This is a genomic window from Caenibacillus caldisaponilyticus (genome assembly GCF_002003465.1).
GTDB classification, from domain to species: Bacteria; Bacillota; Bacilli; order Bacillales; family Sporolactobacillaceae; genus Caenibacillus; species Caenibacillus caldisaponilyticus.
The window spans coordinates 1-23126 of the sequence record NZ_BDDQ01000046.1; the positions used below are offsets into that span (position 1 = coordinate 1).

Annotated in this window: 20 protein-coding genes, 2 tRNA genes, 1 pseudogene and 1 other annotated feature; of the genes and pseudogenes, 5 read left to right on the forward strand and 18 right to left on the reverse strand. The window is 51.8% G+C overall.

The features are described from left to right. Nucleotides 1-308 (forward strand): annotated as a pseudogene (locus tag CCB157_RS17665) (ISNCY family transposase); the annotation flags it as partial. Between the two features lie 113 nt (nt 309-421). Here the strand turns inward: CCB157_RS17665 and tadA are convergent. From tadA to CCB157_RS12390, 9 genes are all read right to left on the reverse strand, one after another. Then, the gene (gene tadA / locus CCB157_RS12345; RefSeq protein ID WP_077616190.1) at nt 422-880 is read right to left on the reverse strand and encodes a tRNA adenosine(34) deaminase TadA; all 459 of its coding nucleotides are present in this window, start codon (nt 878-880) and stop codon (nt 422-424) included. Between the two features lie 351 nt (nt 881-1231). Beyond that, the gene (locus CCB157_RS12350; protein WP_077616191.1) at nt 1232-2647 is read right to left on the reverse strand and encodes an amino acid permease; all 1416 of its coding nucleotides are present in this window, start codon (nt 2645-2647) and stop codon (nt 1232-1234) included. A 270-nt stretch (nt 2648-2917) separates the two neighbouring features. Then, nucleotides 2918-4204 (reverse strand): uracil permease, encoded by a 1287-nt coding sequence (uraA, locus tag CCB157_RS12355; RefSeq protein WP_143287037.1) that lies wholly within the window; start codon nt 4202-4204, stop codon nt 2918-2920. A gap of 161 nt (nt 4205-4365) precedes the next feature. Next, complete coding sequence (locus CCB157_RS12360) at nt 4366-5004, reverse strand: Bax inhibitor-1/YccA family protein (protein ID WP_077616192.1); 639 nt, start codon at nt 5002-5004, stop codon at nt 4366-4368. 411 nt (nt 5005-5415) lie between these two features. After that, the gene (locus CCB157_RS12365; RefSeq protein ID WP_193432299.1) at nt 5416-5577 is read right to left on the reverse strand and encodes a YpzG family protein; all 162 of its coding nucleotides are present in this window, start codon (nt 5575-5577) and stop codon (nt 5416-5418) included. Nucleotides 5578-5579: 2 nt separating this feature from the next. Continuing rightward, nucleotides 5580-5777, reverse strand: coding sequence for a small acid-soluble spore protein K (gene sspK, locus CCB157_RS12370; protein ID WP_077616193.1), 198 nt, complete (start codon nt 5775-5777; stop codon nt 5580-5582). 566 nt (nt 5778-6343) lie between these two features. After that, nucleotides 6344-6419 (reverse strand) — tRNA-Arg (locus CCB157_RS12380). A gap of 107 nt (nt 6420-6526) precedes the next feature. Next, nucleotides 6527-7282, reverse strand: coding sequence for a DUF4367 domain-containing protein (locus tag CCB157_RS12385; protein WP_077616195.1), 756 nt, complete (start codon nt 7280-7282; stop codon nt 6527-6529). A 235-nt stretch (nt 7283-7517) separates the two neighbouring features. After that, nucleotides 7518-7718: a cold-shock protein gene (locus CCB157_RS12390; protein ID WP_077616196.1), complete on the reverse strand. Its 201-nt coding sequence runs from the start codon at nt 7716-7718 to the stop codon at nt 7518-7520. A gap of 484 nt (nt 7719-8202) precedes the next feature. On the opposite strand from CCB157_RS12390, the gene CCB157_RS12395 reads away from it, so the two are divergent. Next, nucleotides 8203-8829, forward strand: a complete 627-nt coding sequence (locus tag CCB157_RS12395; protein ID WP_077616232.1) for a deoxynucleoside kinase — start codon at nt 8203-8205, stop codon at nt 8827-8829. A gap of 1 nt (nt 8830) precedes the next feature. Beyond that, nucleotides 8831-9490 carry a deoxynucleoside kinase gene (locus CCB157_RS12400; protein ID WP_077616197.1) on the forward strand — a complete coding sequence of 220 codons (660 nt, stop codon included), beginning with the start codon at nt 8831-8833 and terminating at the stop codon, nt 9488-9490. A gap of 83 nt (nt 9491-9573) precedes the next feature. Here the strand turns inward: CCB157_RS12400 and CCB157_RS12405 are convergent. From CCB157_RS12405 to guaB, 6 genes are all read right to left on the reverse strand, one after another. Then, nucleotides 9574-9664 (reverse strand) — tRNA-Ser (locus tag CCB157_RS12405). A gap of 207 nt (nt 9665-9871) precedes the next feature. After that, the gene (serS, locus tag CCB157_RS12410) at nt 9872-11152 is read right to left on the reverse strand and encodes a serine--tRNA ligase (RefSeq protein WP_077616198.1); all 1281 of its coding nucleotides are present in this window, start codon (nt 11150-11152) and stop codon (nt 9872-9874) included. A gap of 50 nt (nt 11153-11202) precedes the next feature. Beyond that, nucleotides 11203-11424: a binding site (T-box leader), on the reverse strand. A gap of 67 nt (nt 11425-11491) precedes the next feature. Beyond that, nucleotides 11492-12079 carry a pyridoxal 5'-phosphate synthase glutaminase subunit PdxT gene (pdxT, locus tag CCB157_RS12415; protein ID WP_077616199.1) on the reverse strand — a complete coding sequence of 196 codons (588 nt, stop codon included), beginning with the start codon at nt 12077-12079 and terminating at the stop codon, nt 11492-11494. Nucleotides 12080-12189: 110 nt separating this feature from the next. Next, the gene (gene pdxS, locus CCB157_RS12420; protein WP_077616200.1) at nt 12190-13074 is read right to left on the reverse strand and encodes a pyridoxal 5'-phosphate synthase lyase subunit PdxS; all 885 of its coding nucleotides are present in this window, start codon (nt 13072-13074) and stop codon (nt 12190-12192) included. Nucleotides 13075-13226: 152 nt separating this feature from the next. Then, nucleotides 13227-14585 carry a D-alanyl-D-alanine carboxypeptidase family protein gene (locus CCB157_RS12425; RefSeq protein ID WP_077616201.1) on the reverse strand — a complete coding sequence of 453 codons (1359 nt, stop codon included), beginning with the start codon at nt 14583-14585 and terminating at the stop codon, nt 13227-13229. Between the two features lie 145 nt (nt 14586-14730). Then, the gene (guaB, locus tag CCB157_RS12430; protein ID WP_077616202.1) at nt 14731-16188 is read right to left on the reverse strand and encodes an IMP dehydrogenase; all 1458 of its coding nucleotides are present in this window, start codon (nt 16186-16188) and stop codon (nt 14731-14733) included. A gap of 137 nt (nt 16189-16325) precedes the next feature. On the opposite strand from guaB, the gene CCB157_RS18385 reads away from it, so the two are divergent. Both CCB157_RS18385 and CCB157_RS12440 read left to right on the forward strand, forming a co-directional pair. Next, nucleotides 16326-16565, forward strand: coding sequence for a YaaC family protein (locus CCB157_RS18385; protein ID WP_158077303.1), 240 nt, complete (start codon nt 16326-16328; stop codon nt 16563-16565). Next, nucleotides 16523-17281, forward strand: a complete 759-nt coding sequence (locus tag CCB157_RS12440; protein WP_369688677.1) for a YaaC family protein — start codon at nt 16523-16525, stop codon at nt 17279-17281. The genes CCB157_RS18385 and CCB157_RS12440 overlap by 43 nt, the downstream gene beginning before the upstream one ends. Before the next feature lie 6 nt (nt 17282-17287). Here CCB157_RS12440 and CCB157_RS12445 read toward each other — a convergent pair whose 3' ends face one another. From CCB157_RS12445 to gyrB, 3 genes are all read right to left on the reverse strand, one after another. Then, nucleotides 17288-18361, reverse strand: coding sequence for an HD-GYP domain-containing protein (locus CCB157_RS12445; protein ID WP_077616205.1), 1074 nt, complete (start codon nt 18359-18361; stop codon nt 17288-17290). A 203-nt stretch (nt 18362-18564) separates the two neighbouring features. Beyond that, on the reverse strand, nt 18565-21030 hold the full coding sequence (gene gyrA / locus CCB157_RS12450) for a DNA gyrase subunit A (RefSeq protein WP_077616206.1): 2466 nt from the start codon (nt 21028-21030) through the stop codon (nt 18565-18567). Between the two features lie 171 nt (nt 21031-21201). Further along, the gene (gene gyrB, locus CCB157_RS12455; protein WP_439951325.1) at nt 21202-23124 is read right to left on the reverse strand and encodes a DNA topoisomerase (ATP-hydrolyzing) subunit B; all 1923 of its coding nucleotides are present in this window, start codon (nt 23122-23124) and stop codon (nt 21202-21204) included. Nucleotides 23125-23126: the final 2 nt, after the last annotated feature.

Genomic DNA, 23126 nt, shown 5'->3' on the forward strand with positions numbered 1-23126 from the left:
ATCAACGGATCGTCGGACCTGGAGAAACCATCTCCTACCGAGGAAAAACGTACATCCTCGACGTCCCAAATTCCAGTCCAACCATTCCGGCCAAAACGCCGGTGGAAGTCCGAAAAACGCTGGATGGCAGACTGTTTGTCTGGTACAAAGGTAAGCCCTACCCCTTGATGGAAGCAACCCGGAACAAAGCGGCAAAAACTCCTGAAAAGAAAAAGGAGAGCTCAGAAAAGAAATCGTACAAGCCAGGACCTGATCATCCTTGGCGCAAATATAGGCCCACGAATTCAAAGGAACTGAAACCGGCTTGAATGAACTGAGGTCAAAGTAAATATATCAGTGACATATTCACTGACGCGTTAGTATGACATTTTCACTGACGCTTGACAGGGGTCCACAGGGAATTCCATCCCCGAACGGCCTTTTATTTATTTTTCCTCAAACGGCGGAAAAAATCGGTCAGCAATGCGCCGCACTCCTCGGCCAACACCCCCGGAACGACTTCCGCCACATGATTAAACCGGCCGTCTTGCAAAAGATTCATCAACGTGCCGGCGCAACCGGCTTTCGGATCGGCGGCGCCATAGACGACGGTGTCGACGCGCGCTTGGATGATCGCGCCGGCGCACATCGGGCACGGCTCCAACGTCACGTAAAGCGTGCAATCGCAAAGCCGCCACGTGCCGAGCCGTTCGCTCGCTTTTTGGATCGCCAACACTTCCGCGTGGGCGGTCGGCTGCTGTGTCGTTTCGCGCAAATTATGGGCCGAAGCGATCACTTCGCCGTCCTTGACCAGGACCGCGCCGATCGGCACCTCGCCGATCACTTCCGCTTTTTTGGCTTCGTCGATCGCCAGCCTCATGTATAATTCGTGATCGGTCATTGTAAGCTCCTATTCGTTCAACAAAATCGCAATCGGTTCAGCTGTAATTTTATTGGCAAAATACGATGTTGGCAAGCGGCGGCACGTCACCATCCTCCGCGTCTTCGCTTTGGCCGCCAAAAAACGTGCGAACCAGCGCTTATTAAAGGCTCTCATATGAACAGAGGGTTCCGTTCAATCCGGCGGAAGACCGCTGAGCAGAACGGCGCACAACCTTGACGTCCGCCGGCCATTTTTCCTAAATGATACACCGCGAACCCTTGATTCAACCGCGCCGGTTTTCATCGAACAAAAAGGACGGCCGGTGACTCCGGCCGTCCTTTTCCTAAACCAACGGGTTCGCTATTCCGCTCATCCGTTTTTTTCAATGGCAAGGGCGCGATCGTTTTTTATAATGAGCGGGAAGAAAACGACACCGGCGCAGATGAAGCAAACGCCCCACAAGAACGTGCTCAAATCGGACGTGCCGGCGATGATGACATAAATCGAATAGGCCATACCGAGAAATCCGACCAGCCCTTCCCGCCAGCGTTCGCGTCCGGTCGCCAAACTGCCGTCGATGACCCCCTTGACTTGAAATATAGTGGTCACCAAATACGGAAGCAAATAGGCCAAGGTTGCGATCGTGATAATGAAGCTGAAAGCGTCGGCAATCGATTTGGAAATCGTCGACAGCAAAAGGAATTGCGTCGCGATATTGGTGATCGTAAGCGACTTGACGGGCGTCCCTTTGGCGTTCTCCTTGGCAAAGGATTTCATAAACAAACCTTGTTTGGCCGATTGATATGGCACTTCTGCGCTGAGCAAGATCCAACCAATGGTCGAACCCAAAAGACAAATGATGGCGAGGACGGCGAGCAAATATCCCCCCGCAGGGCCGATCGCTTCCGTCAACGCGTCAACGAGCGGTTTCGAGGACGCGGTCAAGCGTGAATGGGTCAAAGAGCCCATCACCAAAAGCGTGATGGCAATATAGATCAGCATCGCGATCAAAAGACCGGCGATCGTCGAGCGCTTGACATCGATCATCCGCTTCGCCCTTGAGGAAAAGACCACCGCCGATTCAACGCCGACAAAAGCCCACAAGGTGGACAACGCCGCGTGGTTCAGCTGCCCCAAAAGCCCGACCTTGGCTCCGGTATCCGCATCCGTGATCGGTTCCGCAAAAGGAATGAGGTGACTGAGCTGAAACGTCGTGAGCGTCGCGAAAATGAAAAGCACGAATCCGGCGACCTTGGCGAACGTCGCCACGAAATTCACTTTACCCGCGCCTTCGACGCCGTTTAAAATCAAATAGTTAATGCCCCATAACAGCGCGGAGCAAACAAGAAACGTGACGAGCCGGCCGACGGTAAGCCGGATGCCATAACCTTCGGCGATTAAGGCGTCGCTGTTCAATATCGGGAAAAAAGTGGACAGATAGCCCGCCAATGACGTGATGACCGCCGCGTTTCCGGCAATGTTGGCCACCCAATATCCCCATGTCACAAAGTAACCGGACAATCGCGACAAATTCGTGCCTTCAGGGAAAATTCCCGTGGCATATACTTGCGGGCCCCCCGTCATATCCGGTCGTTTCACCGCGAGATGACCGAAGACCAGAGCGACGAACAAGATGCCGACACCGGTAAACATCCAAGCCAATAATACACCGGCGGGGCTGGCCGCTTTCGCCAAATCGCTCGGCAACATGAAGATTCCCGAGCCGACCATATTGCCGACCACGAGCGCCGTTAATACCCAAAATCCAAGTGATCCTTTCGCCATGGTCAATCTCCCCTCCATCGGAAAATGAAATATCCCGATCCACAAGCCGGTGGATGCATTTACTTTAATAATTTATTTCTCTAATGTACTAAAGCATAACACCGTTTTTTATTTTTTTCAACCGCTCTTCGGCCAAAAATTGATTGGAACATAATGGTTGCCGGATCAAATCTCCCTGCCGCGGAAAAAATGTTGAGGAATCCATGCGCGGAAAAAGAAAAACTCCTGAAGAGCGGCAGCCCTTCAGGAGTTTCAAACAAACAGAGGAAGTTATTGGCTTGTTTCCTTCTCGTCATTGGAAATCCCGAGGACATTAATGATTTTGAAGAAAAGGCTCAAAACGATCGCGGCGACGGTGGCCAACCCCATGCCTTTCAATGCGAAGTGGCCGATTTGAATCGTCGTCCCGCTGATGCCGATGACCAGCACAATGCAGGTAAGAATTAAATTTTGCGAACGGCCGTAGTCGACGTTGGATTCGATCAGCATGCGGACGCCCGATACCGCGATGACGCCGAACAGCAACAATGAAATGCCGCCCATGACCGGCGTCGGAATGGATTGAATCAAAGCCGCCAGTTTGCCAATGAACGACAGAACGATGGCAAATACGGCGGCGCCGCCGATGACCCACGTCGAATAGACGCGCGTAATCGCCAAAACGCCGATGTTCTCGCCGTAGGTCGTATTCGGCGTCGAACCGACCAAACCGGACAGGATCGTCGACAGCCCGTTGCTGAAAATGGAGCGGTCGAGACCGGGATCTTTAACCAAATCTTTACCGACAATGTTTCCGGTCACGATAAAATGGCCGATGTGCTCGGCAATCACAACCAGAGCCGCGGGAAGGATGATCATGGTGCTCGGCCAATCGAAATGCGGTGTGTAAAACGTCGGCAAGGAAATCCACGCGGCCTGTTTGACGCCGCTAAAATCGACCAAGCCGGCGATCGCGGCGATGATATAACCCGCGATGATGCCGATTAATATCGGAATGATTTTTAAAAAACCGCGGAACATGACCCAACCGACAACGGTGATGATCAACGTCAAAACGGAGACAGTGACCGCCGTCGGATCCGGGCTCCAATGCGCGCCGGCATCAGCTGGCTTGATGAATCCCGCCATTTGCGCCGCCGTCGGCACGAGTTCCAAACCGATGACCGCGACGATCGCACCCATCGCCGCCGGCGGAAAGATGACATCGAGCCATGCGGTGCCGGCGAGTTTTATGATCAAAGCGACGAGGACGAACACAACACCGACCGCAATGAATCCTCCGAGGGCGTCGGAATACCCGTGATCATGCAAAACGAACGTCACCGGAGAAATGAACGCAAAACTCGAACCCAAATATGCCGGGACCTTGCCTTGACAAATGAGCAGGTATAAGAGCGTGCCGATGCCGTTCATGAGCAAAATCGTCGCCGGGTTGACATGAAAATAAATGGGGACGAGGACGGTAGAGCCGAACATCGCGAACAAATGCTGCAGGCTCAGCGGCAAACTTTGCACGAACGGCGGACGCTCATTGACTTGAATCACACGTCCTGCCACGCGAACAACCTCCTTTGAGCAAAGATCTCGGTTTGTACACATCTCGTTCATTATAGCTTAACAATACTTAAGTAGGAATCCTTTTTTTGTACAACGATTTGGAAAAACGCATAAAAAAATGGACCGGGTTCGGAAAAAGAACCCGATCCGAATTTGAAGTTTCAGTCGCGGGACAGCGCCCCGATAAATTCGAGAATGTACAAGAAAAGGTTGACGATATCCAAATAGATGCAAACGACGAGCGCCGGGATGTCGCGCTCTTCAAATCCTTCGATCGTGAGCCGGCTGAAATCAAACAGCGTATAGCCGACGAAGATGAAAATGCCAAACGCGCTATAAATGAGATGCGCCGTGCCCGAAACGGGAAAGAAGATCTGCAGGATGCCCATGCCGATCAACGCGAGAAGGGAAATGAACAGGAAGCTTCCCAAAAAGCGGAAATCGCGCTTCGACACCATGGCATAGATGGCCGTTCCGCCAAAGGCGAACGCGGTGATGCCGGCCGCGCGCAAGACGACATCGCCGCCGAGCGTGCTCACATAATAGCTGATCGCCGGATACAGCGTCAGACCGGAAACAAACATGAACGCGAACATCAATGAATAACCGATCGCCCGGCGCTTGCGGGCGAACGCCATCATCACGATCATCACGATCTCAACGATGACGAGCGGGAAAAACAGCCGTTGCGGCACGTTTTGTCCGAAATAAAGGCCGGCCGTCGCCACCGCAATCCCCGCAAACAACGCGGTAAAAAATTTGGCATAGGGACGTTGGCTCGTTCGGATTACGGATTCCATTCTGAATCCACCCTTTCATAGGAATCGTCTACAAGTTATACGAAATGACCGCCTGATGGGTTTCTAAGGCGTTTCATCAAAAAATTTCGTCATATCCGTCTCAAACTCATTATAAACGATCGGAGCGCCGCACACAAACGGTTTTCACCGAACGGCATTGAAAAGGCACATGTAGGAGAAACCGCCGCCTGCATCAAGGCGCGCCACGGAACCGCCGGAACGCCCAATCCGAAAGCTCATCCTTCGACGCGGTCCGCCGCGTAGCAGGACCTTCGTCTTTTCAATTCCCGTTTTCGCCCACACCTTGCATTTTGCGGAAGACGCGCCCGACCGGCTTTTTCATGGAATATATTTTAAAGCCCTCGCCTCAAACAAAAAAAGCAGGAAGCCTTTACGGCTTCCCGCTTTTGATTAACTGAACGGAACTCGCTTGCGCGTTTGAATTTGCAGGATTTTGTTGTGCAAACTCTGTTCCGTTTCCCCATTGACTTGGTGGAAGGAACGCTTTGCATTGGCTCTAGGGGATTGAAACGGGTCCTTATATAAGGACGCCGCCGATATCCGGTTGTCCAACGTCAGTCCCTCTTTTCAGTCTCGTGGTCGCTTCTTGCCTGATTGGACAGGAACATGCGAGCCATCGGCCGATCTCTGATCGTGCCGTCCGGCCGCTTCGATGAAAAAACATCCCGCGCCCTCGGTTGAATGGTGTTTTCACTTTGGACGGAGTATTGCTTTTCACCGCGATCCACCATGCCTGATTCCACCTTTCGCATGGGGTATTCTTATTTTGCTTAAAAAGCGGTGTTTTATTTATTCCAATTTTTTCATTCTCGTACGCGGCACCGGATCGACCACAGCTCTTTCATTTAAAGGGATTCATGCGAATCCGCGCGGCAAAAGAAGACGGCCATCCAAGACAATCGAAACGCTCATAACGCCGACTCCCTGTTGGAACCAAAACACTTGCGTCACTTTGCCGATTCCAGCTCTTATCTTGAGCGTTTTTCCGATATTCCGAGTCCTAAATTATAAAAACGCGGTTTTCTTTGCGGACGTCTTTGACCCTTCGGCGACCGTCAAACCGCACCCGATGGGAAACCCTCGAATGGGGCACTCCATGCTTTTATCTTTTCATCGCTATACCGCGTCCTTTGATTTAAAGCCGGATGATTGGAATGCCCCGGGCGTCGGATAAAATTGCAAAAAGGGGGCCTTTGCACACTTTCATACCTAGATTTTCAAAAATGGGTTGGATCTTTAAAATAAGTGCGGCGGCCCGAAATGGCAAATGAAAAAGCAAGGGACTTCTGCGCGAAATCCCTTGCTGAACCTATGTTTATGGCGACCCCGGCAGGATTCGAACCTGCGACGCACGGTTTAGGAAACCGACGCTCTATCCCCTGAGCTACGGGGCCGAATTTTTAAGCATAAAAAACGGACATAGTTAATTATACAAAAAGCATCCGGCTTTGAAAAGACAAGCTCAACTTTCGGACCGAAAGTTGAGCGATTTTGCCATACTTTATCGTTTAAAGGGAAAAAGCGCTGAAAAGGACAAACTTAAAGATTTGGCAAGCGCTACCGCTTCTGACTTGCTCAAATCGCCGGCAATCGAGACGATGTCTTCCCCTTCCACGTAATAAAGAGATGTCTTGCCGTTTTGCGAAGAAATTCTGGCGCTATGGTTTCTGATTTTGATTTCGTCAAATCCTGCCGGCGGGCTTAACGGCTCTTCCCACGGATAACGGGCGATCGTAAATGCCTTTTTACCATCCGTAAACACCCAAACGGTGTATTGGTCATCGATGCTGTCGTCTGCGACATAATAAGATTTTAAAGGAATATTTATCCCTTTCTTATCACGGATGAGGTCGGACGCATTGATTGGCAGATCCATATAACCCTTTATTTTCCACGTTCCGTTCTGCCTCTCAAGAAAGGCGAAATTATACCAATCGGTCGATACCTTCGGCACTTTTAAAGCGACGATGGCGTAATTCGCCAATTGGCTACTCCATTTTATGGATTTCTCTGTCGGCTTTTCGATCGTTCCGTCGGATAATTCCCATTGGATTTCATTTTTGACGGTATCGTGAGGGGTGGCGGTTTCCGTCGAGTCGTTGGCGATGATTTTTTTCAAAATCACATGTGAACGCTGGGTCGACTCATGCGGATGTTGCCGGTTTTCCTTTCTTTGCGGCGAGGTTTCCCCCATTGAGTGGGTCGAGCACCCGACCAATAATAGAAGGAGCACAAGCAAAGCCATTTTGTTTTTCAAGCCGAACGCCTCCAAATTTAAAGCTCAAGGTCGAACGCGCGCTTCTAATCCGCGAGATCAGAATATCTTTTTTTAATTATAATTCTGAAAAAAACAAAGGGCCAACGGTTTTTTCGAGGATTTAAAATATCCCATTGCAGTTTTATTTGCACCGGTATCCCTTGATACACCGTTTGCCCAACACAACAAAAAAAGCAGCCCTTTGCGGACTGCTTTTTCTTCGATCATCGATGGATTATTTTTTTATAACATTCGCAGCTTGCGGGCCGCGGCTGCCTTCAACGATATCGAATTGAACTTGTTGGCCTTCTTCCAAGGTTTTGAAACCTTCTTCTTGGATGGCGGAGTAGTGGACGAAAACGTCGTTGCCGCCTTCCACTTCGATGAAACCGTAACCTTTTTCAGCGTTGAACCATTTTACTCTTCCGTTTTGCATGTGAAACCTCCTAAAACCTTGCGCCTTGCGCAACTGAAATTCTAACCATTCAACCACTTACATAAGGTCCATAAAGCAGTCAGGACCTCCGCATGGTGCAGGAAATAAAAACTACTACACTTCATGCGAAGGTCCTTCATTCTTACTTCCGCGCGCTTATATAATATAGTAAAATGGTTGATCTTACTTTATCACATCGGGCAACCGATGTCAAACACTTAAAAAAGTTTATCCATTTCCCCCGATCAAACGCCATTCGTCGCCTGGTTGGAACAGCCAAAGCGGGCCGCTACCGAATCCCTTCGCAAACCATTTTACGCTCCCCATGCTACAATTATTCATCGATCGCGCATTGAAGCATAAGTCTCTCCGGTAAAATTCCTCCTTTTTGCCCTCATGCGCGCATGTTACAATAAGTTTTGTGACACCGGCGCAAGTCTTGCCGCCGGGTCTGTCGATTCTTTTATGGAAAGCAGTGATTCCTTTGGCCACACCATATATCGCCGTTGAAGGTCCGATCGGCGTCGGGAAAACGACGCTCGCCCGGGCGATCAGTGAGGCGTTTCATTTTGAATTGATTGAAGAAATCGTCGAGGGCCATCCCTTTTTAAAAGCCTTTTACGAAGACATGGAGCGGACAAGCTTCCAGACCGAAATGTTCTTTTTGATCGACCGATTTGAGCAGTTAGAAAACGTCGCCCGCTTGTTGGCAAACGGCCGGCCGGTCGTCAGCGACTACCACATCGCCAAAAACCAATTGTTTGCCGCGCAAACGTTGAAAAAACGCCATCTGGAAAAATTCAATGCCGTTTTCCGCCTTTTGACGGACGATTTGCCGAAACCCAACATCGTCATTTATCTGAAAGCGCGACTGGACACTTTGCTTGAGCGCATTCAAAAGCGCGGCCGTCCCGAAGAGGCGCATTTAACGGTCGACTATCTAAAACGCATCGTTCGCGCTTATGAAGAATGGGTGCCGCGGTTTGCCGCTGAAAACCCGTCCGTTCAAGTGCTCACCATCGAAACCGACGATTGGGACATCGTCGGCGATGCACAAACAAGAGAAAACTTTTTGCACAAGCTTAACACCTTAATAAATGAGGCGTTTTAATATGAACGAAGTCACAGGAATGTTCCCGAAAAAAGCCTTGATCACGATCGCCGGCACGGTCGGCATCGGCAAAACGACGTTTGCGAAGGCGCTGGCATCCAAGATCGGTTATCAAACCTCGCTGGAAAAGGTCGACGGCAATCCGTATCTGGACGATTTTTACCGCGATTTCAAGCGCTGGGCGTTCCATTTGCAAATTTATTTTCTCGCCGAACGCTTTAAGGAACACAAGCGGATGGAAGAATCGCCATACGGTTTTGTCCAAGACCGCTCGATCTATGAAGACACCGGAATTTTTGCGCGGATGCATTATGAAAAAGGCAACATGTCCAAAACCGATTACGAAACCTATACCAGCTTGTTTGAAGCCATGGTGATGACGCCTTATTTTCACAAACCCGACGTGTTGATTTATTTAGAAGGGTCGTTTGAGAAAATTTTGGAACGCATCCAGCTGCGCGGGAGACAGATGGAAAAAGCGACGCCCGTTGACTATTGGAAGGAAATGTATGACCGCTACCAAGAATGGATTGACCGCTTCGACCAATGTCCGGTGCTTCGCGTCAACATCGATGAATATGATGTGAAAAACGATGAAGGCAGCTTGGATCCGATATTGAACAAAATCGCCGGCATTTTAAACAAGCCGGCGGCCCGTTAAACCCGATACGAAAAAAGCCATCCGGAATGACCGGATGGCTTTTTACAATCTCCAATTGCGCGATGGGTGTTCATGATGGTTCATGGCGGAGGAGGAGGGATTTGAACCCCCGCGGGCCGTGAAGCCCCTGGCGGTTTTCAAGACCGCTCCCTTCAGCCACTTGGGTACTCCTCCGCGACGAGAACCATCTTAACACAATCGTTGTGAGGAATCAAGCCTTCTCCACGAGGAGTCGGCCCCGCTCCGGCTTCCGCATGGCCGACCCCTCAACGGTGCGCATCGCCATTCGTTGCAAGCGGTGCCCCGCGTTTGTGCCGGCAAGAACCGCTCCCCGTTCATCCGAAATGGCCGCACCGATTGGACGGGATCCTTCATCCCCGCTCATTTCGGCTCGATCCGTTCAATGCCGCGCATGTACGGCCGGAGCGCTTCCGGGATGACGACGCTGCCGTCCGCCTGCTGATAATTTTCCAAGATGGCCGCGAACGTCCGTCCGACCGCGAGACCGGATCCGTTTAAGGTATGGACGTATTCCGGTTTTTTATTCGGTTCGCGGCGGAAACGGATGCCGGCGCGCCGGGCTTGGAAATCTTCAAAGTTGCTGCAGGAAGAAATTTCGCGATACGTGTGATAGCTCGGCAGCCACACTTCCAGGTCATATTTTTTCGCCGCGGCGAACCCGAGATCGCCGGTGCAAATGCTGACGACGCGATACGGAAGCCCGAGAAGCTGCAAAACGCGTTCGGCGTGTCCGGTCAATTTCTCCAGCTCGTCGTAAGAATCCTCCGGTTTGACGAAGCGGACGAGTTCGACTTTGTTGAATTGATGCTGACGGATCAATCCCCTCGTATCGCGGCCCGCCGCCCCGGCCTCGGACCGGAAATTGGCGCTGTACGCGCAGTAAGCGAGCGGCAGATCATCGGCATCGAGAATTTCGTCGCGATGATAATTGGTCACGGGCACTTCCGCCGTCGGAACGAGGAAATAGTCGTCCTCACGGATTTTAAAGGCGTCTTCTTCAAATTTCGGCAATTGCCCCGTTCCGGTCATGCTCGCGCGGTTGACGAGAAACGGCGGCCACATTTCCTTATAACCGTGTTCCTCAGAATGCAAATCCATCATGAAGTTGATGAGCGCCCGTTCGAGGCGGGCACCGAGGCCCTTGTAAAAGACAAACCGGCTTCCCGTCACTTTGGCGGCCCGTTCAAAGTCCAAAATGCCGAGTTTGGCGGCGATTTCCCAATGCGGCTTCGGCTCGAAGTCGAATTCCGGCAAATCGCCCCAGCGGCGGACTTCCACGTTGTCCTCTTCGCTTTCGCCGACCGGAACGCTTTCATGAGGAATGTTCGGGATCGACAACATCAATTGGTCGAGTTCTTCTTCAACCGCGCGCAATCGTTCATCCAAGTCTTTAATGCGTTCGCCGACCTCGCGCATTTCTTGGATCAACGCGTCAGCGTCTTCTTTGTTCCGCTTTTTTCTCGCGATTTCTTGGGAGACCTCGTTGCGCTTCGCCTTCAGCGCTTCGGTTTCCCGGATCAATTCCCGCCGCTTTTCGTCAAGCGACGGAAATTTTTCAAAATCGGCGAGGTCTTCTCCCCGCTTGTCCAGTTTCTTTTTAATTTCATCATAATTTTCCCGGACAAATTTTAAATCGAGCATCTTTGATGACCTCCCGTCTGAATGGATTAAAAAACAAAAACCCCCGCCCGAGAAGGGACGAGAGTTACCCGCGTTGCCACCCCAATTGTCCGCCGAAGGCGAACCGCTTGAGCGATGATAACGGCATCAGGCCGAAAACGCCTACTGGCATTCTTTGCGTTCAGCATTTTGACTCGGGGACGGATTCACAGCGCGCTTCGAGCGGTTCGCACCAGCCACCGCCTCTCTGAACAAAGCCGACCGCCGCTACTAGTTCCCGTCATGGTCTTTCCGAATGATCGATTTATTAATTAAACTTACACCATGTTTATCGGAAATGCAAGAGATCGCCGACATATTTTACGGACGGCGCGCGGCCGCCTCTTCGACCAATTCCACAAAATAACGATGGAAGCGGGCATCGCCGGTCAATTCGGGATGAAACGCCGCCGCCAAAAACCGGCCTTCGCGGGCGGCAACGATCTTATCTTCATACTTGGACAGCACTTCGACATTTGGACCTGCTTCCAGAATGTACGGCGCGCGAATGAATACACCGACAAAGTCGTCTGCCACGCCCTTGATTTCAAGCGGCGTTTCGAAGCTTTGCACTTGCCGGCCGAACGCGTTGCGCCGCACGTTGATGTCCATCAAGCCGAGGTGCGGAACCGCTTGCCCTTCAATCTTTTTCGCCAATAAAATCAGGCCGGCGCATGTGCCGAAGATCGGTTTTTCCTCGGCAAAGGCTTTGATTGCTTCAAAAAGACCGGACCGGTCCATGAGGCGGCGCATCGTCGTGCTCTCGCCGCCAGGAAGGATTAAGCCGTCGAGCTCCGCCAATTGTTCGGGCCGCTTGACGGTCGAACCTTCCGCGCCGACCGCCTCAAGCGCCTGCAAATGTTCGCTGACGGCGCCTTGAAGGCCCAAAACGCCAATTTTTACAGTCATGATGCATCCTTCCGTTTCTCTCCTTCATTTTTTGCCAAACCGGAGGATCAACCACAGAAGTTTTCGCCGCCATTCTTTTTAACAAATCCGGACCCCGTTCAAAATGAAGCTCATTCGCTTCGATCCTGCATGCGGTCGGACGGATCGAGCGCCGCCATGTCCAACCCGCGCATCGCTTCGCCAAGCCCTTTGGAAAGATGGGCGATGAGTTCATAATCCTCATAATGCGCCGTCGCTTCGACGATCGCTTTGGCGTACTTTTCCGGGTTTTCCGATTTGAAAATGCCCGATCCGACGAAGACGCCGTCCGCTCCCAATTGCATCATGAGCGCGGCATCGGCGGGCGTCGCCACCCCGCCGGCGGCAAAATTGACGACCGGAAGCCGTCCCCGTTTCTTGATTTCCAATAGAACGTCATACGGCGCGCCGAGTTCCTTGGCTTCGGTCATGAGCTCGTCCTCGGACATGCCGATGATTTTGCGAACTTGCGCATTGACAAGCCGCAAGTGCCGAACCGCTTCCACGATGTTGCCGGTTCCGGGCTCGCCTTTCGTCCTCAGCATCGACGCCCCTTCCCCGATGCGGCGCGCCGCTTCCCCGAGATTGCGGCAGCCGCACACGAACGGAACGGTAAACGCCTTTTTATCGATGTGATACCGGTCGTCCGCCGGGGTCAGCACTTCGCTTTCGTCGATGTAATCGACGCCCATCGCTTCGAGCACGCGGGCTTCAACGATGTGTCCGATCCGGCATTTCGCCATGACGGGAATGGAGACGGCGTTCATGACTTCTTCAATGACCCGCGGATCGGCCATCCTGGCCACGCCGCCGGCTGCGCGAATGTCGGCCGGGACTCTCTCCAACGCCATGACCGCCACAGCGCCGGCTTCTTCGGCGATTTTGGCCTGTTCAGCGTTGACGACGTCCATGATGACGCCGCCCTTTTGCATTTCCGCCATGCCGCGTTTGACTCGATCTGTTCCAACCTTTGCCAATGAAGACACCCTCTTTTCGGTTACGTATCGATTTAAAACATTGGCAAGCAAAGAGCCAGAAAATCATCCCTGAACGCGCAAAAATCTGGCCGCGCGTGCCCGAGGAAGCGATTGAACAAATTCTCCGGATGAGTCACCGGTTGCGTCCAAGCTTAGAACAAACCTTTGATCAAATCGAACGCCCCAGTAAAGATACCGGCGATAAAGTGCCCGATCGCTCGGAAAAAGCGGACAAACCAATTGGCCTTATCGACGTCTTCAGTAGCAACGACGGGAATTTTCGGCTCGCCGTACAAGTATGCCGAATCTTGTTTTTTGCCTTTATAGCTCAAGGTCACATAGCCGACTTTTTGACCTTTTTTCACCGGAGCGGTCAGCTGGCCGTCCTTGTTGAGCAAGGATTTGTCAAGATGGAGCACCGGCTTATAATTTTTCTCATCGCCGATTTCGACCGGAATGGTGATCGGCTCTTTGACGGCGATGGAAACGGAACCTTTTTTGCCTTTGGTGACGGGCAGGCTCTCTTGATTCTTAAATCGATAGCCCGCCTTGACGATCGTCTTGTCTTCCGTTTGTTTGAAACCGTAATCATAGAGTTTTTTGGTCTCAAGGAAACGGGCTTTCTCCGATTTCGTCCCCATCACGACGGAAATGAAGCGACGATCTCCCTGCTTCACCGTTCCCGTAAAACATTCGCCGGCGGCATCGGTAAAGCCGGTTTTCAATCCGTCTACGCCCGGATACTTGAATTCTCTCATATTATCGCCAAAACCGGGCAACATCCAGTTGTAATTCACCATATGGACCTTTTCCCCAGGACCGGCGATAAAATCTTTTTCCGTAATGCTAGAAACCTTCAACGCTTCGGGATATTCATTGACAATGTGATAGGCAAGTTTGGCGAGCGAGCGAGCGGAAATTTCATTCGTGTCTTTCGGGCCGCCCGCGGCTTTATATTTTCCAAGATCGACGTTGTCGAGGCCGGAGCTGTTGATGTATTTTGTCCCTGTCATCCCGAGTTTTTTGGCGGTTTCGTTCATCTGCTTGACAAAATTCGCTTCGCTTCCACCGCCAAGCAGTTCGGCGAGCGCCACCGCGGCGCCGTTAGAAGAGTAGATGGCCAACGCTTCATAGAGATCTTTTACCGTGTAATTAAAATCTTTCCGCAAAGGAACGCCGGAAAAATCCGGATTATGGGAGATGGCCGACGCTTTGTCGCTGATCGGCACCGTTGTCGTCCACTTTATTTTTCCATCGTGCACCGCTTTTTGCACGAGATATTCGGTCATCATCTTCGTCATGCTGGCGGGCGGCAGCATTTCATCCGCGTTCTTTTCGTAAAGAATCTTGCCCGTTTTCGCATCGACGAGGATGGCGGATTTCGCATTAATATTTAATGAATCCGCGGCCGTTTCCGCTTTCGCGCCGTTCGGATGCCATAGCGTTGACGCAGCCAAGGCAAAGCCGAGGACTAAAGCGGAAATTCGGCGGCACTTTTTTAACCCATTCACCAAGCACACCTCCGATGGACTCACACAACCGCTATTTTAACATAGAAAGACGGGCGCGGAAATACGGGGATTATTGGCGAAAATCCCCACCGTCCGGGCGCCCGTCCGTTCATCGATTGCTATCTTGGAAGAAAGGCCGAAACCGTCACAACCAATAGTTCGGCGCTTCCTTCGTAATTTGAACGTCATGGGGATGGCTTTCCACCAACCCGGCATTCGTGATTCTTGTAAATTGGGCGTTTTCCCGCAAATCTTCAATGGTTGCCGCACCGCAGTAACCCATGCCGGCGCGTAATCCGCCGACGAGCTGATAAATCGTGTCGGCCACTTTTCCTTTGTAAGGCACGCGTCCTTCGATCCCTTCAGGCACAAGTTTTTTCTGTCCTTCTTGGAAATAGCGATCCTTGCTACCGCGTTCCATTGCGCCGATCGACCCCATGCCGCGATAGACTTTATATTGCCGTCCTTGATAGATTTCCGTTTCGCCGGGGCTTTCTTCGCAACCGGCGAGCAGGCTGCCGAGCATGACCGCATGACCGCCCGCCGCGATCGCCTTCACGATGTCGCCGGAATATTTGATGCCCCCGTCGGCAATGATCGCAACGCCGTGTTTCCTCGCCTCGGTCGCGCAGTCGTAAATCGCCGTGATTTGCGGAACCCCGACGCCCGCGACGATCCTCGTCGTGCAAATGGAACCGGGACCGATGCCGACCTTCACGACATCGGCACCCGCTTCGATCAAGGCGCGCGTGCCTTCGGCGGTGGCGACGTTGCCGGCGATGATGTTCAAGTCGGGAAACGCTTCGCGAATCGCCCGGACTTGATCGAGCACGCCTGTGGAATGGCCGTGGGCGGTATCGATGACGATCGCGTCAACGCCGGCTTCGACGAGCTTCTTGACGCGCGTCAACGCGTCTTTTGTCACGCCGACCGCGGCCGCCACGAGCAGGCGCCCTTGTTCGTCCTTTGCCGCATTGGGAAATTCGATGACTTTCTCGATGTCCTTAATCGTGATCAAACCTTTTAACACGCCGTTTTCGTCGACGAGCGGCAGTTTTTCGATCTTATGTTTTTCCAATATTTTTTCCGCTTCTTCCAAAGTCGTGCCGACCGGCGCGGTGATCAGGTTTTCTTTCGTCATGACTTCTTTAATTTTTACGGAATAGTCTTGCACAAAGCGGAGATCGCGGTTCGTGATGATGCCGACCAGCTTTTGATTTTCATCGACGATCGGGACACCGGAAATGCGGTACTTCGACATAAGATGTTCGGCATCATAGACTTGGTTTTCAGGGGTCAAATAAAAGGGGTTGGTGATGACGCCGTTTTCCGAGCGTTTGACGCGATCGACTTGCTCGGCTTGCTCCTCGATGGACATGTTTTTGTGGATGACGCCCAATCCGCCTTGCCGGGCCATGGCAATCGCCATTTCTGCCTCCGTCACAGTGTCCATGCCGGCGCTTATAATCGGGATGTTCAGCTTCAACGTTTTCGTGAGCTCCGTTTTAACCGATACATCTTTTGGCAATACTTCCGATTTAGCGGGAATCAGCAGCACGTCATCGAACGTCAGCGATTCCTTTTTAAATTTATCTTCCCACATGGGCTTGTACACCTCTTTTAAGTTTGGGATGTAGACCGTTTGTCGAAAAATTTTTATCTAGCTTATCAATCGGCGGTGAGACGTGTCAAGGAAGCCACTAAAAGTTCCATTTTTCAAAACTGCGGGAGAGATGTTCGGTGCGAAATGAAGCGATTTGGGAACCCTTTACTCCTTATAAATCAGCGGGATTTGTGCAACGTCTTTTAAAGAAACTTTACGAGGCGAAGGGGCTGGACGAACCGCTGACCAAAAGTTACCAAAACGGCTCGACCTTCAGCTATTACATTGAACACGGGCAAAAATTTTTCAGCAAGCGCTCCGTGCCCCGTACGAGATCAAACCGGTTTTATTATTTTACGGAGCGGCCCAGCTTTTAAAAGCGTGTCTTTTGACGGAGGCGCCCGAATATCCGGAATCCTCGCGCGTGCTCGCCCACGGCGTCTCCACGCGTAAGAAGAAAAAAAGCCGTTATGAATTCATCCAAGATACCGTCCAAATCCAAAAAAGCGGACTTTTTTCATACGCCGGTAAAAAACTGTATCAAATGGCGCCGATGGAAGGCGCCAAATTCAAAATGGAAGACTTGTTTTTTCAGATTCCCGAACTCCGTGAGCTCTTTGTGCGCATGCGAAACAAAACCATCTCTTATCCGATCGGTGTCGCTGAAGACGGCACGCTTTTCGTGTCGGCGCAAATCCTCAACGATCTGCAAATGTCGAAAACCCGTTTTTTTCATTTTTTAGAGGACTATCTCCATCCGGCAGCTTCTGATACGCCCGATGTCTTGCACTTTATGGCCGGTTCCGATGGTCTTTCCGACCGCTTTCCATTCCTCACGGACATGGACGGCATCCATTATCTGCCGGCGGTCAGGGCGGGGTATATCGAGCTGCCTGAACCGCTCACCCATTATCTCATTCTCTACAATCTCAGCATGATCAGCCGGTATGAAACCGAATGGTGGTCGGTGCTTCACGCGGAACGGTCATCACCCGATCTGGCTTTTATTCACGCCTTTATCGATGTGACCCAAAGAAAGTTTCCCTTCATGACCGCCCGCTGGCTCTCAAAACAGGAACAGCAAACCCATTGACATCGCCTACGGCAACACTTCCTCAATGTACACATCGCGGTGATCCAAAAGGGAAAAGGTTTCGCCGTCATCCAGGCGGATGAGCGGCCTGGTCGGCGCATTGGCATAAATAAACACGATTTCGCCGACCGTGTCGTTTGACAGCAGCACTTTTTTCCCGACCGAACGGTTCGCGACTTCATCGGCCAAAAGGGAAAGCACCTTATGATCAAGCTGGCCAAAATGGTCGTGCCGCAGCAAGTCCAATGCGCTAAAAGGCGAATGTTTCTTCCGGTACGGCCGCTCGCATATTAAGGCGTGGAAGGTGTCGGCCACCGCTACGATTTTCGCGTACGGATGGATGTTTTCCCTGGAAAGACGCAAGGGATAGCCGCTTCCGTCTTCCCGTTCATGGTGCTGCAATACCGCCAGAAGCACCCCTTCCTTGGCCGCGGAATGGTCTTTCAACATCTGATAACCGTAAATGGTGTGTTTTTCGATTTGGCGGCGTTCGAGATGGGTTAAAACATCGCGCTTTTCATAGAGACGAGGGGGAAGTTTGGCCATTCCGCAATCGGCCAATAAACCGGCCAAACCGATCTCCAAGATTTGCCTTTTGGGATGTTTCATTTTATGCGCCAAATAAGCGCTGATCAGTCCGACGCTCACCGAGTGATCGTACAAATAGCCGGACGGCTTTGAAAATCGGTAAAGACCGAAGAGCGCATCGGGCCTTTCCAAAAACGGATGGACGAGCTGAGTGATCATATTGAAAGCCGAAAAAATGTCGACAGGTTTGCCCTGTTGCCAATCTTGAAAATACCCTTTGAATTTTTGAACCGCATCTAAAAATGATTCAAGCAACGGATCCTCGACAACACCGCTTTCGGGCGACTGCGTGCGATCGGGGCGGCGCTTGAACGGTTCTCCGTTGTCGAGCACGGGCTCGATATCGACGCTATCGATTAAAAAAGCATTCAGAACTTCCAAATGCCAATCGGTCAGCACCGTCTTTTTCTTCATAAGCGGCACGGCGGCTTTCGAATAAACGTCCGCGGCCAAAACGCATCCTTCGACGAGTTCCGCTCTGTTCACTTTCATTGGATTCCATACCCCTTATATTTATTTTGACGGTGAGCCATGTGCCTCCATCGAACTCACGGTTGATCCTTCACCGTTCTATGCGGGGAGCGGGAAGGAAAAAGCGAAAGATCAAGCGGTGTCCATCTTCCAAAAGCCGTTTCTTTTTATAAAACCGGGAACCAAGCCTTCGCCTGATTCCCGGATGTTCCATCTGGATGCCATTAATCTTTGCTGTTATCTTCTTCGACCATTTCCGAATCGTCCTCAGAAAGAACGCGCGCCACGGTGGCGACTTCATCTCCTTCCGAGATGCGGATGAGCTTGACGCCCATCGTAATCCGACCGAGACGGGGAATGCCGGGGACCGCGGTGCGAATGATGATGCCGTTGTGGGTAATGATCATCAAATCTTCGTTTTCCTTCACCGTTCTTAAGGCGACCATTTCCCCGTTTTTCTCCGTGATGTTGCACGTTTTAATGCCTTTGCCGCCCCGCGTCTGAATCCGGTATTCTTTGATCGGCGTCCGCTTGCCGTACCCTTTTTTCGTCACGATCAAAATGTCTTCATCGTCTTCGATAATGCCCATGCCGACGACTTCGTCGCCGTCCGTAAGCGTGATGGCTTTGACGCCGGTCGCCGCGCGTCCCATGGCGCGAACGTCGGTTTCATCAAAGCGGATCGAGAAGCCGTTTTTCGTCCCGATGATGATTTGTTTTTCCCCGTCCGTCAAACGAACGGAAATGAGTTCATCCTCCTCGCGCAGATTGAGCGCGATGAGCCCGCCTTTTCGGATGTTGGCGAATTCAGACAGCGGCGTCCGTTTGATGATGCCGTTTTTGGTCACAAAGACCAAGAACGCCTTCTCATCAAAACCGCTGATCGGAAAGACGGCGGTGATGTGTTCATCCTTTTCGATTTGAACCAAATTAATGACGGGAATGCCCTTGGCCGTCCGCCCGTATTCGGGGATTTCGTAGCCTTTTAAGCGGTACACCTTGCCCTTGTTCGTAAACAACAGGACGTAGTGGTGGGTGTTGGTCGTAAACAGATGTTCGACGAAATCATCTTCATTCGTCCCCATGCCTTGTACGCCGCGGCCGCCCCGGTTTTGGCTTTTATACGCGTCAACGGGCATCCGTTTGATATAGCCGTTATGCGTGAGCGCGATGACGATTTGTTCGCGCGGAATGAGGTCTTCGTCTTCGATCGCATGGATGCCGGCGGTGATTTCGGTCCGCCTTTCATCGTTGTATTTTTCCTTGATTTCGAGAAGCTCTTGGCGAATGATCGACAATACTTTTTCTTCATCGGCTAGAATGGCCTTCAATTCCGCAATGCGTTCGACTAACTCTTTGTATTCCGTTTCGATTTTTTCGCGTTCCAAACCCGTCAAGCGCTGCAGGCGCATATCGAGAATCGCCTGCGCTTGCTCATGAGTGAGCTGAAAGCGAGACATCAAAGCATCGCGGGCGATATCGGTCGTCTCCGAACCTCGGATGAGCTCGATGATTTCATCGATGTGATCCAAGGCGATGCGCAGCCCCTCCAAAATATGGGCGCGCGCTTCCGCTTTTTTCAGTTCATAGCGGGTCCGCCGTTTGATCACATCTTTTTGATGATCGAGATAAAGAGCCAAGCACTGTTTGAGATTGAGCACTTTCGGGCGGTCGTCGACGAGCGCCAGCATATTGATGCCGAACGTCGTCTGCAGCGCCGTATGTTTGTATAAATTGTTTAAAAGCACGTTCGCATTGACATCGCGGCGGACTTCGATGACCACGCGCATGCCGCTGCGATCGGACTCATCCCGAAGATCCGTGATGCCGTCGATTCGTTTATCGCGGACGAGCTCGGCGATTTTTTCGACCAGCTTCGCTTTGTTCACTTGATAAGGCAGCTCGGTGACGATGATCGATTCCTTACCGTTTTCCGATTGTTCGATGTGGACTTTCGCGCGCAACGTAATCGTGCCGCGGCCGGTATGGTAAGCCCGGCGGATCCCTTCGCGCCCGAGGATGAGGCCGCCTGTCGGAAAGTCCGGACCCGGAATGTATTTCATCAACTCGTTAATGGAGATGTCCGGATTTTTGCTCAAGGCGAGAATGCCGTCGATCACCTCGCCCAATTGGTGGGGCGGAATGTTGGTCGCCATGCCGACCGCGATGCCCGACGCCCCGTTGACGAGAAGGTTGGGAAAACGGGACGGCAAAACGACCGGTTCGGTTTCCGAACCGTCATAGTTGTCGCGGAAATCGATGGTCTCTTTTTTGATATCGCGGACCATTTCCATGGCGATTTTCGACATTCGCGCTTCGGTATAACGCATCGCTGCCGCCGCGTCGCCGTCGATGGAACCGAAGTTGCCGTGGCCATCGATGAGCTCGTAACGATAGTTAAAATCTTGCGCCATGCGCACCATCGTATCGTATACCGCGGCGTCGCCGTGCGGGTGGAATTTGCCGATCACCTCGCCGACGATGCGGGCCGATTTTTTATAAGCTTTATCCGCCGTCATGCCGAGCTCGTTCATGGCATATAATATCCGACGATGAACCGGTTTGAGGCCGTCGCGGACGTCCGGAAGAGCGCGGCTGACGATGACGCTCATCGCGTAATCCAGAAAAGACGTCCGCATCTCTTCACTGATATTGACCGGTCTGACGCGTGATTCTTCATTTTGTGACATGACAAGCCCTCCGTCCTTCTCGCCGGTTGTCTAAAGGAAACACCGGCTTGCCGTCTGCCCCGGCCTCCAATGATCGGCTGATCAAGCGGTCGCCGGTCAACGATGCTCCGCCGCATTGGATGAGCGGCCGCTTGCCTAGCCCGGCCGCCGTATCCGGGGCACTCCATGGTTTTATATATCAAGATTTTTTACAAAGTGTGCATTTTCTTCAATAAATTGTCTTCTCGGTTCAACATCGTCGCCCATTAATATTTCGAAGACTTCGTTGGCTTCGATCGCATCGTCCAATGTCACCTGTAAAATGACGCGATTTTTCGGATCCATGGTCGTCTCCCACAACTGTTCCGCGTTCATTTCGCCCAAACCTTTGTAACGTTGGATGACCGGTTTCGGATTGGGGGGCAATTGTTTCAGGCGATGGTTTAATTCGCGGTCATTATAGACGTATTCGACATGTTTGTTCTGGGTAATTTTATAAAGCGGCGGTTGCGCGATATAAATGTACCCTTTCTCCAACATCGGCCGCATGTAGCGGTAGAAGAACGTCAACAGCAGGGTGCGGATGTGGGCGCCGTCCACGTCGGCGTCGGTCATGATGATGATTTTGTGATAGCGCGCTTTCCGAATGTCAAAATCTTCTCCGACACCCGTGCCGACGGCGGTGATGATCGCGCGGACTTCATTGTTGGACAAAATTTTGTCCAATCGCGCTTTTTCCACGTTCAAAATTTTGCCTCTGAGCGGCAAAATCGCCTGAAAATGACGGTCACGCCCTTGTTTGGCGGAACCTCCCGCCGAATCGCCCTCGACGATGTAAAGCTCCGAAATCGATGCGTCTTTCGATGAGCAATCCGCGAGTTTCCCGGGAAGGGAGGAGACATCCAATGGCGATTTTCTGCGCGTCAGCTCGCGGGCTTTTTTGGCGGCGATTCGCGCCCGCGCGGCCATCATGCCTTTTTCAACGATAAGCCTCGCGATGTCGGGATTTTCATATAAAAACCTCGAAAAGGCTTCGGCAAACAGCGATTCCGTAATCGTCCGCGCATCGGCGTTTCCCAATTTCGTTTTCGTCTGCCCCTCAAACTGGGGATCGGGGTGTTTGATGGAGATGATGGCCGTCAACCCTTCGCGCACATCTTCGCCCGTCAAGTTCGGATCCTTCTCTTTAAAAATTTGGTTTTTCCGTGCGTATTCGTTAATGACCCGGGTCAAGGCAATTTTAAAACCGTATTCATGGGTGCCGCCTTCATGGGTATGAATGTTGTTGGCAAAAGAATAAATTTGGCTTATGAATCCGGTGTTATATTGCATGGCGATTTCGATGGCGACACCGTTTTTTTCGCCTTCCACGTAAATCGGTTCTTTGTGCAGCACGTCCTTCGTCCGGTTTAAATAGCTGACGAAAGACTTGATGCCGCCTTCATAATGGAATTCCGCCCACTTGCTTTCTTCCTCCCGCTCATCTCGGAGAAGGATGCGGATGCCTTTATTTAAAAAGGCCAACTCCCGCAAGCGCGCGGTCAACGTATCGTACTCGAAAGTCGTCGTTTCCTTGAAAATTTCCGGATCAGGGATAAAGTGCGTTTCCGTGCCCGTCTCTTCCGTTTCCCCGATGATGCGAATATCTTCATCAGGAGTGCCGCGGTGATATTTTTGAAAATAAATGTGACCGTCCCGATAAACTTTTACCCATAATTCCTTCGACAAGGCGTTGACGACCGATGCGCCGACGCCGTGCAGGCCGCCGGAGACCTTATAACCGCCGCCGCCGAATTTTCCGCCGGCGTGCAACACCGTCATGATGACTTCCAAAGCCGGGCGGCCGACCTTTTCCTGAATGTCCACGGGTATGCCGCGTCCGTTATCCTTGACGGTGATGCCGCCGTCTTTCGTGATCGTCACTTCAATTCGATCGCAATAACCGGCTAATGCTTCGTCGATGCTGTTGTCGACGATCTCCCAGACCAAATGATGCAAGCCCCGGCTACCGGTGGAACCGATGTACATCCCCGGTCTCTTCCGAACAGCTTCCAATCCTTCCAATACTTGTATTTGACTGGCATCGTATGTTTCTCTCGCACGTTCCTCATTCATGA